The 13,012-nt window shown below is 50.7% G+C and carries 14 protein-coding genes; 10 read left to right on the plus strand and 4 right to left on the minus strand.

Features of this window, described 5'->3' with window-relative positions; translation table 11 throughout:
- Positions 1 to 26: 26 nt before the first annotated feature.
- Entirely contained in the window at positions 27 to 557 is a 531-nt protein-coding gene (locus tag EVJ20_RS01180) for an HD domain-containing protein (protein ID WP_070327633.1), read from the minus strand.
- A gap of 223 nt (positions 558 to 780) precedes the next feature.
- Here EVJ20_RS01180 and EVJ20_RS15190 point away from each other — a divergent pair, with 223 nt between their 5' ends.
- From EVJ20_RS15190 to EVJ20_RS01195, 4 genes are all read left to right on the plus strand, one after another.
- Positions 781 to 918 carry a hypothetical protein gene (locus EVJ20_RS15190; protein ID WP_167331259.1) on the plus strand — a complete coding sequence of 46 codons (138 nt, stop codon included), beginning with the start codon at positions 781 to 783 and terminating at the stop codon, positions 916 to 918.
- Between the two features lie 176 nt (positions 919 to 1,094).
- Positions 1,095 to 1,493, plus strand: a complete 399-nt coding sequence (gene spxA / locus EVJ20_RS01185) for a transcriptional regulator SpxA (protein ID WP_015881217.1) — start codon at positions 1,095 to 1,097, stop codon at positions 1,491 to 1,493.
- A 175-nt stretch (positions 1,494 to 1,668) separates the two neighbouring features.
- On the plus strand, positions 1,669 to 2,325 hold the full coding sequence (gene mecA, locus EVJ20_RS01190) for an adaptor protein MecA (protein ID WP_071399493.1): 657 nt from the start codon (positions 1,669 to 1,671) through the stop codon (positions 2,323 to 2,325).
- Between the two features lie 69 nt (positions 2,326 to 2,394).
- Positions 2,395 to 3,630 carry a DUF2254 domain-containing protein gene (locus EVJ20_RS01195; protein ID WP_070327631.1) on the plus strand — a complete coding sequence of 412 codons (1,236 nt, stop codon included), beginning with the start codon at positions 2,395 to 2,397 and terminating at the stop codon, positions 3,628 to 3,630.
- Positions 3,631 to 3,695: 65 nt separating this feature from the next.
- Here EVJ20_RS01195 and EVJ20_RS01200 read toward each other — a convergent pair whose 3' ends face one another.
- Entirely contained in the window at positions 3,696 to 4,421 is a 726-nt protein-coding gene (locus EVJ20_RS01200) for an SDR family NAD(P)-dependent oxidoreductase (RefSeq protein ID WP_070327630.1), read from the minus strand.
- Between the two features lie 83 nt (positions 4,422 to 4,504).
- Between EVJ20_RS01200 and cls the strand changes: the two genes are divergently transcribed.
- Genes cls through pepF form a run of 3 tightly spaced genes read left to right on the plus strand, consistent with a single transcriptional unit; the run spans position 4,505 to position 8,910 of the window.
- Complete coding sequence (gene cls / locus EVJ20_RS01205; RefSeq protein WP_131506874.1) at positions 4,505 to 6,016, plus strand: cardiolipin synthase; 1,512 nt, start codon at positions 4,505 to 4,507, stop codon at positions 6,014 to 6,016.
- Positions 6,017 to 6,028: 12 nt separating this feature from the next.
- Complete coding sequence (locus tag EVJ20_RS01210; RefSeq protein ID WP_131506876.1) at positions 6,029 to 7,090, plus strand: competence protein CoiA; 1,062 nt, start codon at positions 6,029 to 6,031, stop codon at positions 7,088 to 7,090.
- Positions 7,091 to 7,107: 17 nt separating this feature from the next.
- Positions 7,108 to 8,910, plus strand: coding sequence for an oligoendopeptidase F (pepF, locus tag EVJ20_RS01215; RefSeq protein WP_131506878.1), 1,803 nt, complete (start codon positions 7,108 to 7,110; stop codon positions 8,908 to 8,910).
- 226 nt (positions 8,911 to 9,136) lie between these two features.
- Here the strand turns inward: pepF and EVJ20_RS01220 are convergent, their stop codons facing one another.
- Together EVJ20_RS01220 and EVJ20_RS01225 are read right to left on the minus strand one after the other, a co-directional pair.
- Entirely contained in the window at positions 9,137 to 9,661 is a 525-nt protein-coding gene (locus tag EVJ20_RS01220) for a DsbA family protein (RefSeq protein WP_236633408.1), read from the minus strand.
- A 333-nt stretch (positions 9,662 to 9,994) separates the two neighbouring features.
- A complete protein-coding gene (locus EVJ20_RS01225; RefSeq protein ID WP_201738984.1) occupies positions 9,995 to 10,576 on the minus strand; it encodes a CYTH domain-containing protein in 582 nt (193 codons plus the stop codon).
- Between the two features lie 107 nt (positions 10,577 to 10,683).
- On the opposite strand from EVJ20_RS01225, the gene EVJ20_RS01230 reads away from it, so the two are divergent.
- The 3 genes from EVJ20_RS01230 to EVJ20_RS01240 are packed head-to-tail and all read left to right on the plus strand — an operon-like array spanning position 10,684 to position 13,011.
- Positions 10,684 to 11,328, plus strand: coding sequence for a GTP pyrophosphokinase (locus EVJ20_RS01230; RefSeq protein WP_070327625.1), 645 nt, complete (start codon positions 10,684 to 10,686; stop codon positions 11,326 to 11,328).
- Positions 11,329 to 11,340: 12 nt separating this feature from the next.
- A complete protein-coding gene (locus EVJ20_RS01235; RefSeq protein ID WP_070327624.1) occupies positions 11,341 to 12,138 on the plus strand; it encodes an NAD kinase in 798 nt (265 codons plus the stop codon).
- 3 nt (positions 12,139 to 12,141) lie between these two features.
- Complete coding sequence (locus tag EVJ20_RS01240; protein WP_131465403.1) at positions 12,142 to 13,011, plus strand: RluA family pseudouridine synthase; 870 nt, start codon at positions 12,142 to 12,144, stop codon at positions 13,009 to 13,011.
- The last annotated feature ends 1 nt before the right edge of the window (position 13,012 follow it).

Here is a 13,012-nt window from a genome sequence, read left to right on the forward strand (position 1 = left end):
AAACACCGTGGGAGACCCGGACGGTGTTAGGCGTTTGAGATGCGCGGCAAGTTCGAGAGACGCTCGACGACGGCATCGATTAAACGGACGCGAGCGAGCGCGTCTTCAATCTCCATCGTCTCGTAGTGGTGGAGGCCGCCCGGCTGTTCGACGAACGTATCGGCGTCATGGACGAGCTGTTGGAGCGGGGTCCGTTGGATGCGGTTAGGCGGAAGGTAAGAATCCGTATGAAGCAGGATCATGACGGAAATTTCCTTGGCCCGAGCCGGATCTTCTCCGAGCCGGATCAACAGTTTATGTGCTCGTTCCGCGCCTTTGATGGCGTGGATATCGTTTTGGCGATACAAGTCGTAGTTCCACTTGCCTTCGGTGTACCATTCGTAATGACCGATGTCGTGGAGCAGTGCAGCCTTCGTTGCTAGATCGGTGTCGAGCCCTCGTCGTGTCGCCAATTCGAGAGCGCGTTCACAGACGTCAACGGCATGTTTTAATCCAGATCGTGTCAAGTATTTCTGGGTGACGTGATGCTGCATGATCGTTTCTAACGTGATTCTCATTCGTGCTCTCCTCCTTGGTGATTTCAAAGATTATTTCTATTAACTATACGGGAATGGATAAGCAAATGCAAATTTGGAACATGTGAAATCATGATTTTTTACGAGATTGTTCAACATTTTTCAATAGAATGTGCTATAATTTAACTATAGATTAGTGCAACTTTAAGATTTTCAGATACAGTAATGGTTGGTTTTTTCCTTTCGTCCATGGGGGTGAGAGACCATGAAAGAGCGTGACAAAGTACTGCAACAGAAAAAGAAACTGTTAAAAGAAGTGCTCAAGAAGAAATTGAAAGACTTGCAAGTGAAGCCAGGGAAAGAAACGGTGTCACAACCGGTTTCTCGGATTCCAGCTTCGTAGAACGGTCGATCAAGGTCGCATTCTTCTGAATGCGTCCTCTTTTCTTACCCCGATGAGAAAGAATATCATTGAAGTTTCAATAAATAAGAATTATTATAATTACGTGAACGAGATTTTGGGTATACAAGAAGAGTCACTAAAAAAATGGACGAACATTTGATCAGGGAGGAACGAAAATGGTCACACTTTATACGTCTCCGAGCTGTACATCGTGCCGAAAAGCACGGGCTTGGCTCGAAGAGCATGATATCCCATTTACAGAACGAAACATATTCTCAGAACCACTCTCACTCAATGAGATTAAACAGATTTTACGCATGACAGAAGACGGCACAGATGAGATCATCTCGACCCGCTCAAAAGTTTTCTCGAAAATCGATGTATCGGTCGACGCACTTTCGCTTCAGCAGTTGTACGATTTGATTCAAGAATATCCGGGCCTCCTTCGCCGTCCGATTTTGATTGATGAAAAACGCCTTCAAGTCGGATATAACGAAGATGAGATTCGTCGATTCTTGCCTCGCAAAGTTCGTACGTTCCAACTTCAAGAAGCGCAACGACTCGTCAACGAGTGAGGAAGCATACTGTCTAAGCAGTGTGCTTTTTATTATCTCGTTTTTCCGATAAAATAGTGGTACATACCCCATCATCAATAGATTGACAGGTCAAAAAAAGGGTACTATGATAACAAGACAATTTCCCCTCTCCTCCTTAAGAAGTAGGAGTGAGGTCAGAAGGGAGTGGACAATCGTGAAAATTGAGCGCATCAATGACAATACCGTCAAGTTTTTCATCACTTATGTCGATATCGAGAAACGCGGATTCGCCCGGGATGAAATTTGGTACAACCGAGAACGTGGTGAGCAGCTGTTCTGGCAGATGATGGACGAAGCGCACGAACGGGAAGATATCTCGTTCGATGGTCCACTATGGATACAAGTACAAGCGTTTGAAAAAGGACTTGAAGTGACCGTCACGATCGCGAAAAATGTGATCGACACAGAAGACGACGCAGAACTCGGGTCGCTCTTGCGCAACGCAATCGACGAAGCGCGTGATCAACAGTCTGTCCTCGACCAGTTGAGTGAACTCGATGAAGTCGAAGCTGAACCGGAGGCGTGGGCTCCGTTAGCTATGGATACGGATGACTTTGAGGCGATTATCGCTCTGAGCAAACGGGCCGGTGATACGCTGAGTAACGTCACCCTCAAGTTATTCCATTATGAAAACCGTTACTACTTGTGGATCGACTTCCCGGACGAGATGGAGCCGGAAGAAGAAGAGAACGTCCTCAGTCTTTTAGCCGAATACTTGTCGTTCAGTACGCAAACCCTCGCTATGCTCGAGGAGTACGGTAAACCGATTCTCGACGGCGACGTGTTCTCGAAAGTACGTCACTATTTCTAAACTCGAATCGCCTGTTCAAGCGGACAGGCGATTTTTTTACTAATCTATACATATTGAAGAGGTGACTTGATGCTCAAACGTTTACAATTGACGTTGTCAGACAGTACGTGGTTCGTCCCGTTTTTGTATGGGACAGGTGGTATCGTATTAACGTTTCTGACGCAGTATTTCGGTAGCTTTTTCCGCGAACTGTTGCCAGAAATCATTTATTTGGATCAGGATTCAGCGGCTTCCGTCCTTTCGTCGTCGTTCACGAGTCTCATGACGATGATGACGTTCAGTTTTTCGACGATTTTAGTCGTGCTGACGACGTATTCATCTCAATTCTCGCCCCGTACGATCAACAACTTTTTAACAAACTCGGCTTCGAAACATACGCTCGGTATTTTCATCATGACTACCGTGTACGGGATCACGAATTTATTTCTCATTCGGACTTCGGAAGAGGACGCCGTCCTCGCCTCAGGTGTCAGCGTCGTATTGGTCGTCAGTTCGATCTGGGCGTTCGTCAAGTTCATTCAGACGATCAGCGTCTCGATTCAAGCTGAACGCCTGTTATCGTCCTTACATCGAGAGGCATTATCCGTCATCGAAAAACAGAAGCAAGCGGTCGAAGATGGGAAGGTGAGCATCGTGCTGAAGCGATCGGTCCATACGTTCGAAGCAGGGCAGGCGGTGTACGCCTCACGGACCGGCTATGTTCAACTGTTCTCGAGCGAGAAACAAGAAGATCACGACATCAGTTTCGAATCGGTCGTCGCGGTCGGCGACTTTGTGGCGGAAGGAGATATTCTCGGATATTGGCTAGGGGATGACGCTCTCGACAAAGACGTGTTTCAAATCGGCGAGATCCGTTCATCGATTCAAGACCCGGCGTTCGTCATCGAAAAATTGAGTGAGATCGCCCTTAAAGGAGTGTCACCGGGAATTAATGACCCGAATACGGCGATTCATGCGATTCACTATATCGGGGACATTTTACGGGAATTAAGTGAACTTCCGGAAGGGGATTTCGTCTTCTCAAACGGCAAGAGTGATTGGCACATCAAACGGAAAGCGATGGAAGCGACGTTGTTCGAGGCGCTGGCGCCGATCAAGACGTACGCGAGCCATGACATTTTCGTGATGGCGTCGATTTTCGAGGCGATCCGAATCGGACGCCTGCGCGCTCATCCAACGCATCACGACACGTTTGAAGAGTTCGTCGATTACATTGAAGACGTGATCAACTGGGACGACTTACATCCGCGCGAAAAGGCGTTCTTGACGACCCAGATGATGCAAGCGAGGAAGATCAAGGCATAATATACAGCTGTTCGCACAAAAGTGAAAAGGGGGCCGTCTAATTCGTAGACGACCCCTTTTTGCGTTCAAGACAGGCTGTAGCCACCGTCGATGGTGATGGCTTGGCCGTTAATATAGCTCGACGCATCACTCAATAAGAACGTGACGACCGGTGCGACTTCTTCCGGTGAAGCGGCATTCCCACGGAAATGATGGCTCATCGCGTCTTTGAATTTTGCCTCGCCGCCGTACAGCTTATGGCTGAGCGGCGTATCGACCGGTCCGAAACAGACGGCGTTGAAACGAATCTTTCCTTTCATCCGATGGGCGAACGTCTTCGTCAACGCGATGACGGCCGCTTTCGAAGCGGCGTATGGACCAAGCATCGGCGGAAACTTGACGTGTCCGACGATCGCTGCGTTGTTGACCACGCTTGAACCGGTCGCGAGGAGCGGAATCGCGCGTTGAATGAGGCGGTTTGTCGCCAACACGTTCAGTTCGAACACTTCGTCAAAAGCAGAGGCCGGCAACCGTTCAGGCGTACCGGGACGACCGAACGTCGCGGCGTTATTGAATACTCCGTGCAGGACGACTTGATCGGCCACGAGGCGATCCATGAGCGCCTCGACCTCATCAGCTTGAGATAAATCACATTTCAGGAACGTGATCGTGTTATCCGATTCGAGTTCGAGTGCCGCACCTCTCGTCTCATCACGTCCGACGCCTAAGACGTCGTGTCCTTCTTCCGTTAACCGTAAGGCGACCGCACGACCGATGCCACTCGTCGCCCCCGTCACTAGAAAAGTCCCCATATTTTCTCCACTCCCCTCAAAAAGATATCGTTCCGATGTATAATTAATGATAATACATGACAGAAACGGGGTCAGCTTATAATATGTTGCGACGCATACAAGTACTATTATCCCTTCTTTTGCTCGCAGGGCTCATTGCCGTATTATCTTATTACTGGAGCTCGCAAGTGATTGGGCTGTTCACGATCCTCGTCTTTCTGACGACGTTTAGCATCCTGCTCGTCATCTTGCTCGAGAACCGTAATCCGCAACGAACGCTCATCTGGGCAATCGTCATGCTCGGATTTCCGGTCGTCGGTTTATTCGCATACTTCGTCTTCGGTCAAAACTATCGGCGGAGACGCATGTTCAATGAGAAGGCGATGTTGGATGAAGAAACGTATCTCGCTTATCGGCAAAAAGCGATGACACTCTCGCCATCGCTCATGTTTCCGCACGATGATTATGAGAAGTTGCTCCACTTAACGTCTTCATTGAATCAATTACCCGTCTCGTCGAACACGTATACACAAATCCTCACGAACGGAAAAGAAAAGTTTTCGAAACTATTGCCAGCCTTGAACGGGGCGACGCGTCACATTCACCTCGAGTATTACATTTTCCGGGAAGATCGTATTTCTCGGGAAATTCAACGTATTTTGATTGAAAAAGCGCGGTCAGGGGTCGAGGTCCGGTTTTTGTACGATGCAGTCGGATCGATCCATACGAGCAGTTCTTTTTTCGAAGAGATGCGACAAGCTGGTGTTCACGTCCAGGCGTTCTTTCCCGTCGTCTTACCGCTCGTCTCGAGCAAAACGAATTATCGGAACCACCGTAAGATTGTCGTCATCGACGGGACCGAAGCGTTCACGGGCGGTTTGAACGTCGGGGACGAGTATTTAGGAGAGCATACGAAGTTTGGATTTTGGCGTGACACGCATCTATACGTCAGAGGGGAAGGGGTATCGGAACTGCAGCTGATTTTCCTGCAAGACTGGTACTATATGACGGGTGAGCGCTTGTTCACACCGTTCTACCTAGAGCCGCTCGAGACGGTGCGGAGCGCGAGCGGCGGTGTTCAAATCGTCGCCAGCGGACCGGACGAGCCGTACGAGACGATGAAGTCGATTTATTTCGCGCTCATCAACGCCGCAAAAAAATCGGTATACATCTCGTCACCGTACTTAATTCCTGACGAGGATATTATGAGTGCGTTGAAGACAGCTTCTTTGTCGGGGATCGATGTCCGCATCGTCTTACCGAGCTTCCCGGACCATAAAATCGTCTTCTATGCGAGCCGATCTTATTTTGAGGATTTGCTCAGCGCTGGCGTCAAGATTTATTTGTACGAGGAAGGATTCATGCACTCGAAAGTCATCGTCATCGATGACGGCCTGGCGACGATCGGGACGGCGAACATGGACTTCCGCAGTTTTCATCTCAATTTTGAAGTGAACGCACTGCTGTACAACACGAACTCGGTTCATCAGCTCAAGCAAGACATCTACAAAGATTTTGAAGGGTCTCACGAGTTGGAGTTGAGCGCGTTCGCAGAACGATCTTATTTCATCAAACTCGTTGAATCTTTGGCACGAATGTTTTCACCATTATTATGAGGGGGAAGCGGGATGCGGTTCGCAATCGATCAGACAGGGGAGTACGTCGATGCCCATACGTTGAGTCGGAGGCAAATCGAACCGGCTGCCCCTTTTTCATGTCCGCAGTGCGGAGAACGGGTCATTGTAAAACGAGGAGCGAAACGGCGGCTCCATTTTTCTCACGTTCAAACGTGTGGGAGCGGAGAGTCGGTTGGTCACCGAACCGATAAATGGGGCGTCAGACAATGGCTGCAGGCGGGCGGATATGATGTCGAGCAAGAAGTGGATCTTAACGGGAGACGGGCTGACTTGGTCGCGTCAAAAGCGGAGGCGTCGTTCGTCGTCGAAATACAGGCCTCACCGTTAGCAGTCGATTCTTACGTAGAACGGACGAGGCACTATGAGCGAAACGGTCTTACCGTCATCTGGATCGCGAGCGGATTACGTCTTGAACCGGTGCCGTCCTTCTCACCGTGGATGAGGTGTGAGATCGCGCGGCGGCGTACGCTGATCGTTCCGGTCAAGAATGCGTTGTACAGGTTCGTCGGGTGTCCGATCTCGCTCAGACGGGCACAAGGCACATGGGTGCCGGCGACATCTTTTGACGTCTCGCCGTTTGAACCTTTTTATCGATTTGATGCGCACCGATGGATTCAACTCGTGCGGCGTAAGCGTATGACGCCGCCTTATCCGACGCCGCTCTTCAGACGGCTGATCTTGAATCGTCTCTATCCGCTCGGCATGTTACCGTCGCTATTGCCGACCGTCTGTTATTTGCCGCTCCCGGCGCTCTGGGGTGTTCATGTTCATCCGTTCGAATTTCAAACAGTCTTGTATTTAAATCGACGGGAAGCGCCTCAGGATTCGCTCGCTTTTAGCATCGAGAAGACATGCCGCCAGTTCAACGCGACCCCGACAAGCGACTTTGTTTCTTCGTTTCAGTTACAATGGAGACAACTCTTGAACGTATTCGGCTTGTCAGAGTATGTCATCGACTGGCAAGTCCCGGTCACGCTCGAAGCAGCACTTCGTGACGATATTCGTTTGTTTCAAGGGTTTCAGCGATTCATGGCGAAATCGTATATAAACTGAGAAAAGGAAGTGGACATATGTCAGAAGTACTAACACGACAACAAGTACCCGTCGAGGAGACGTGGAACTTAGAAACCATCTATGCCGACGACAAAGCGTGGGAGCAAGACTTTGAGACACTCAAAGCCCGAATCCCTGAACTCGTTGAATTTAAAGGGAAACTCGGGGAATCGGCCGAGACACTTTACGCGGCGCTGCAGCTCCGTGACGAGATCTCGCGTCAACTGCATAAGCTGTATACATACGCCCATATGCGCTATGACGAAGATACGGCCAACAGCCATTATCAGGCGCTGAACGACCGTGCCGGGTCACTCGCCGCTCAAATTTCGGCTCAACTCGCCTTCATGACACCAGAACTGCTCGCCATCGACGAAAGTGAGATCACAGCGTTCATGGGCGGCCACGAAGGGTTGACCGTTTACCGTCATGCGTTCGATGAGTTGGCGCAAGAGCGGCCCCACGTCTTGACGGAAGCGGAAGAAGCGATTCTCGCCCAAGCCGGCGACGTGCTCGGGCAATCGAGCTCGACGTTCGGCATGCTCAACAACGCCGATTTGAAATTCCCTAAAGTAAAGAATGAGCAAGGAGAAGAAGTCGAACTGACGCACGGACGTTACATTACGTTTTTAGAGTCGGCAGACCGCAGCGTGCGTGAGACGGCTTTTAAAGCGATGTATGGGACGTACAAACAATACTTGAACACGTTCGCGTCAACTCTGTCTGGGAGCGTGAAGAAGGACAACTTTTATGCGACGGTGCGCAAGTTTGAGAGTGCGCGTCAATCGGCACTCCACAACAACTCGATTCCTGAATCGGTATACGATGGACTCGTTGAAGCGGTGAATGAACGGCTCGATCTGTTGCACCGTTATGTCGCGCTTCGTAAACGAGCGCTCGGTGTAGACGAGGTGCACATGTATGACCTGTACACGCCACTCGTCAAAGACGTCGAGATGAAAGTGCCTTATGAAGAAGCGAAAGAGCTCATGGTCCAAGGTCTGGCTCCACTCGGAGACGAGTACGTCCAAATCGTCAAAGACGGTCTCGACTCACGTTGGGTCGACGTCCGGGAGACTCGCGGCAAACGTAGCGGTGCCTATTCGTCTGGCGCGTACGACACGCAACCGTTCATCTTGATGAACTGGCAAGACAACGTGAACAACTTGTTCACACTCGCCCACGAGTTCGGTCATTCGGTACACAGTCACTACACGCGTGCCACGCAACCGTACCCGTATGGGGACTATTCGATTTTCGTGGCAGAAGTCGCCTCGACGACGAATGAGGCGCTCTTGAACGACTATTTGTTGAAGACACGGACGGACAAAGCCGAGCGTCTTTACTTGCTCAACAATCAACTCGAGACGTTCCGGGGGACGCTGTTCCGTCAGACGATGTTCGCCGAGTTCGAACATAAGATCCATCAAGCGGCCCAAGACGGCATCTCGCTCACACCAGAATACTTGAACGAGACGTATCTTGAGTTGAACAAGCGTTACTTCGGCGACGACATCATCATCGACGAAGAGATCGCGTTCGAGTGGGCCCGTATCCCGCACTTCTACTACAACTACTATGTATATCAGTATGCGACAGGAATTTCGGCGTCAGCGGCGTTGTCGCAACAAATCATGGACGAAGGCGCGCCTGCCGTTAAACGTTATATCGATAAGTTCTTAAAAGCCGGGTCGAGCGATTACCCGATCGAGGTGTTGAAGGCGGCCGGCGTTGACATGACGACGAAAGCACCTGTGTTAGCGGCGCTCGATCAGTTTGAATCCGTCCTCGATGAGATGGAATCACTCCTGTTTTCGTAAGCGTGCATGCGCGTGAACATTATGTGACAATATGAACAAAGTGCTTGTCAACAGGCGAGCCTATGGTTATATTATAAGTGTGAAATCAATCACAAACCCCTTTATTGACCGTAAACTTTCTCCCGTCTTGACACCTTCCCCGGGTGTTAAGATCGGCGTCTCTTGTCCCCGCTTGAGACGTCAAAAACCCACGGCTCCCCGGCCGTGGGTTTCTTTTTGTATCCGTTTATTTTTGTGTGGCCCATGCTTGACCGCTGCAGCCGGGAACAGGGCGGCAACGTTGCTGGAGCGACAGTTTTTTCAGTTCCCGCTCGATGATCGGCTTGTCGAGCTCTAAGATGAACGCGAGCTCAGTGATTGTCGAGGCGTCGTAGTGACGTAACACTTTTTCAACGTTCCAACCGGTTTGCCGATTCGGTACGTATCCGAGCAGTTCACTCATAACGGCTTGGTACACGTCGTAAGGATAGACGCCTTCGATTTTGAGCGCCTCGTCACGGGTGACGAACGTCATGGCGGGAAGTGATTCGATTTCCCAGTCTTTTAATATTTGATGGTCGACAGCGAGGGCGCTCAAGAGTTGATTCGACTGCATATCTGCCGCCAACTCATCGATATCGAGTCCGTATCCAGCGTAAGAGCGCGCGATCTCCCACAGGTCGGCATCGTTAGAAGCATCCTTCGTAAAGGCGTCGTTAATATGAAGGTGACGCAAAAAACGCATCGCATGGCGTTTCCCTTGTAATTCCATAGCCTTGATCATCGTGAGAAGGCGAACCTCTTCCTGACATCCGCCAACACAACTAGGAACCGTCGAGACCATCCGAAAACGAATCAAGTGCCCGTATTCGAGCTCGAGTTTTTTAATGAGTGTCATCACGTGAAAACCGTCGGGATCAGAGATGTCCATGAAATAGAATAACTCTAATGGCTTATATGTTACTTGGATAGAAGATTCTTCCAGTGAACAGGATGACTCATTACATTGTTCAAGTTCCATTGTGTCGCCTCCTCTCGTAAACAAAATCAAATATATCGTATGCTCATTGTAGCAACGAAAAAAAAAGGTTGGCAACGTATCTGCTCAACCTTCACTCCGTCCCATCTTTTCTTCCATGAATCGGACGATTTTATTTTTGGCCGGACGTAACGGGATATTGTGGCTCGAGAGCAGCTTTTCAAACGCGATTCGGCCTGCCGCTTCGTCCGTCACTTCGAATTCTATTTCATAATCACAAATCTCCAAATAATGACTTTCATCGAGCACGAGCAGACCGTCTGCCGTCTCGATTTCAGCACGCTTCGTCTCGAGGCGGCCCAAATGTTCGAGCGGTCCGGTCAAATTGAACGTGGCGAGGGCTTGTTTCATCTGTTCGTCGTGGACGATGCCGTACTTGAACAAATTTTCCGCCGCTTCTTCATTGATTGGTGCATGCGTCTCAAGCAGTCCGACATCGTGCGGTTGTTTGAGCGTCAAAACTTGACCGGTCTTCTTCTCGCGGATGCGCAAGGCCGCGCCTTGGCTGCGCAGTTCAAACGTGGGCGTATCGAAATAATCGTTGGCTTGCCATTTAATTTGGTCGGATAACTGATACGATTCGAGCAACGTCTCATACTCATCTTTCGTCAGCATCGATTTAAACTCAATTTCCACTTCTTGGGTCATTCATCATCGCTCCATTCTATGAACAATTGTTGGTTTATGATACCATACAATCGGATACATACGGAAAAAGCAAGGTTTTCCGAAACGAACGAAAGTGGTGACAGCATATGCAATCAGTGGACTGGGATCAATTTTTAGTGCCGTATCAAATTGCGGTTGATGAGCTGAAAGTTAAGTTTAAAGCGATCCGTAAGCAATACAACTCGCAAAATGACCATTCTCCGATCGAGTTCGTCACCGGCAGGGTCAAGCCGGTCGGTAGCATTCTCGAGAAAGCGAAACGCAAACAGATCGCCTATGATCACTTGTCGACCGAGATGCAAGACATCGCCGGGCTTCGAATCATGTGTCAATTTGTGGACGATATCGTGCAGGTCCTCGAGCTGTTGCACCACCGGACCGACTTTAAAATCGTAGAGGAACGGAACTACATCACGAATCAAAAAGAATCGGGTTATCGGTCGTATCACATCATCATCGAATACCCGGTCCAGACGATCCACGGGGAATTCCCGACGCTCGTCGAAGTCCAAGTTCGGACGCTCGCGATGAACTTTTGGGCGACAATCGAGCACTCGTTAAACTATAAATACGATGGCGACATGCCGCAAGAAGTCCAAGAACGGCTGCGTCGGGCCGCGGAGGCGGCGTTTCTGCTCGATGCTGAGATGAGTCAGCTCCGCGTCGAAATTCAAGATGCGCAGCAAGTGTTTCGTGATAAAGAAATGAACGTCCAAACGGACCAAGACTAGGGGGGTGAGTGTATGCAGTTTGCGATTGTGTCAAGGGGAGATGCGCGTTCCGCGGAGATCGCGCGTGAGTTGACAGACAAGTTGACCGAGGCGGGACATTCCGTCTCAGAACAACCTCGGATCGTCGTTTCGGTCGGTGGGGACGGGACGATGCTACAGGCGTTCCATGAATATGTCGATCGGTTAGACGACACCCTTCTCGTCGGCATCCATACGGGCCATCTCGGTTTTTACGCCGACTGGCAACCGGACGAGCTCGATGAATTGACAGAGATGATCACGAGCGAGTCGTTTGAACCGGTATCTTATCCGCTCGTCGAAGTGTTGATCGACTATGAGGACGGGACGACGGAGCGGCAGTTGGCGATGAACGAGTGTACGATTAAAAATTACAAGCGCACGCTCGTGTGTGACTTGTCGATCCGTGATGATTACTTTGAAACGTTCCGCGGAGACGGGCTTTGCATCTCGACACCTTCCGGCTCGACCGCCTATAATAAAGCGCTCGGCGGTGCGATCGTCCATCCATCGATCGAGGCGATCCAAGTGACCGAGATGGCGTCGATCAATAATCTCGTCTACCGGACGATCGGCTCACCACTGTTGTTGCCGAAGCACCACCAAGTCAAAATCAAACCGCATACGAAAACGGAGTTTGAGCTCGCGTTCGACCATCAGGAAGCACTGTCGTGGTCGAACGTCCAGTCGATCCGTTGCGCGGTCGCGAGAGAAAAAGTGACGTTCGCCCGGTTCCGCCCGTTCCCGTTTTGGCGTCGGGTGCGCGAATCGTTCATCGAGGAAGGGAAGTAACATATGTACGGTTTTACATTACGTCGTGTCGCGGAGACGAACGTCCCGCTGCGCGATTTTTTGATGGGGGATTGTGGCATCTCACGCAAGATGTTGACGCAAGTCAAACACGGTGGCCTCATCTTAGTGAACGGGGAGCCGCGGACTGTTCGCTTTGATGTGTCGAGCGGCGATGAAGTGACGGTTCATTTTCCGCTTGAGCAGCCAGCGGAAACGATGGTCCGTTCACGGCGTCCGCTCACGGTCATCTACGAGGACGACTATTTGCTCGCCGTCGATAAGCCGGCAGGCATCGCGACGATCCCGTCTCGGCTTCATCCTGACGACACGCTTGCGAACGCTGTGCTCGGTTACTATGAACGAATTGGATTGCACTCGGCGATTCATGTGATCAATCGGCTCGACCGGGATACGTCTGGTGTCGTCTTGTTCGCTAAATATGCGTACGTGCACCATCGTTTCAGCGAACTTCAAAAGCGAGGTGGTTTGTCCCGGACGTACATCGCCCTCGTCGAAGGACTGGTCGAACGACAGACGATTGATGCGCCGATCGGTCGGGCCGAACACTCGATCATGGAACGCGTCGTCACAGACGACGGGCAACGAGCCGTCACACACGTCCGTCACGTCGAGTCGCACGGTGACTATGCGGCGTTGACGATCCAACTCGAGACCGGACGGACCCATCAGATACGCGTCCACATGCGCCATATTGGTCATCCGTTACTCGGGGATACGATGTATGGCGGACGTCCCGTGCTCGCCCGTCACGCGCTTCACAGCTCGTCTGCCGCGTTCGATCATCCGTTGACAGGGGAGAGTATCGTAATCGAAGCGGCTTACCCCGTAGACTTTCAACTCGAACACGAGTGAA

The sequence above is a fragment of the Exiguobacterium sp. SH0S1 genome, assembly GCF_004337165.1.
Classification (GTDB): Bacteria; Bacillota; Bacilli; order Exiguobacteriales; family Exiguobacteriaceae; genus Exiguobacterium; species Exiguobacterium aurantiacum_A.

Excerpts from the sequence above, each read along its gene's own strand:
- EVJ20_RS01230 (WP_070327625.1), top strand. The coding sequence starts at position 10,684 with ATGCAATCAGTGGACTGGGATCAATTTTTAGTGCCGTATCAAATTGCG.
- EVJ20_RS01180 (WP_070327633.1), bottom strand. The coding sequence starts at position 557 with ATGAGAATCACGTTAGAAACGATCATGCAGCATCACGTCACCCAGAAA.
- EVJ20_RS15190 (WP_167331259.1), top strand. The coding sequence starts at position 781 with ATGAAAGAGCGTGACAAAGTACTGCAACAGAAAAAGAAACTGTTAAAA.
- EVJ20_RS01240 (WP_131465403.1), top strand. The coding sequence starts at position 12,142 with ATGTACGGTTTTACATTACGTCGTGTCGCGGAGACGAACGTCCCGCTG.
- spxA (WP_015881217.1), top strand. The coding sequence starts at position 1,095 with ATGGTCACACTTTATACGTCTCCGAGCTGTACATCGTGCCGAAAAGCA.
- EVJ20_RS01200 (WP_070327630.1), bottom strand. The coding sequence starts at position 4,421 with ATGGGGACTTTTCTAGTGACGGGGGCGACGAGTGGCATCGGTCGTGCG.
- EVJ20_RS01235 (WP_070327624.1), top strand. The coding sequence starts at position 11,341 with ATGCAGTTTGCGATTGTGTCAAGGGGAGATGCGCGTTCCGCGGAGATC.
- EVJ20_RS01220 (WP_236633408.1), bottom strand. The coding sequence starts at position 9,661 with ATGGAATTACAAGGGAAACGCCATGCGATGCGTTTTTTGCGTCACCTT.
- EVJ20_RS01225 (WP_201738984.1), bottom strand. The coding sequence starts at position 10,576 with ATGACCCAAGAAGTGGAAATTGAGTTTAAATCGATGCTGACGAAAGAT.
- cls (WP_131506874.1), top strand. The coding sequence starts at position 4,505 with ATGTTGCGACGCATACAAGTACTATTATCCCTTCTTTTGCTCGCAGGG.
- EVJ20_RS01210 (WP_131506876.1), top strand. The coding sequence starts at position 6,029 with ATGCGGTTCGCAATCGATCAGACAGGGGAGTACGTCGATGCCCATACG.
- pepF (WP_131506878.1), top strand. The coding sequence starts at position 7,108 with ATGTCAGAAGTACTAACACGACAACAAGTACCCGTCGAGGAGACGTGG.
- EVJ20_RS01195 (WP_070327631.1), top strand. The coding sequence starts at position 2,395 with ATGCTCAAACGTTTACAATTGACGTTGTCAGACAGTACGTGGTTCGTC.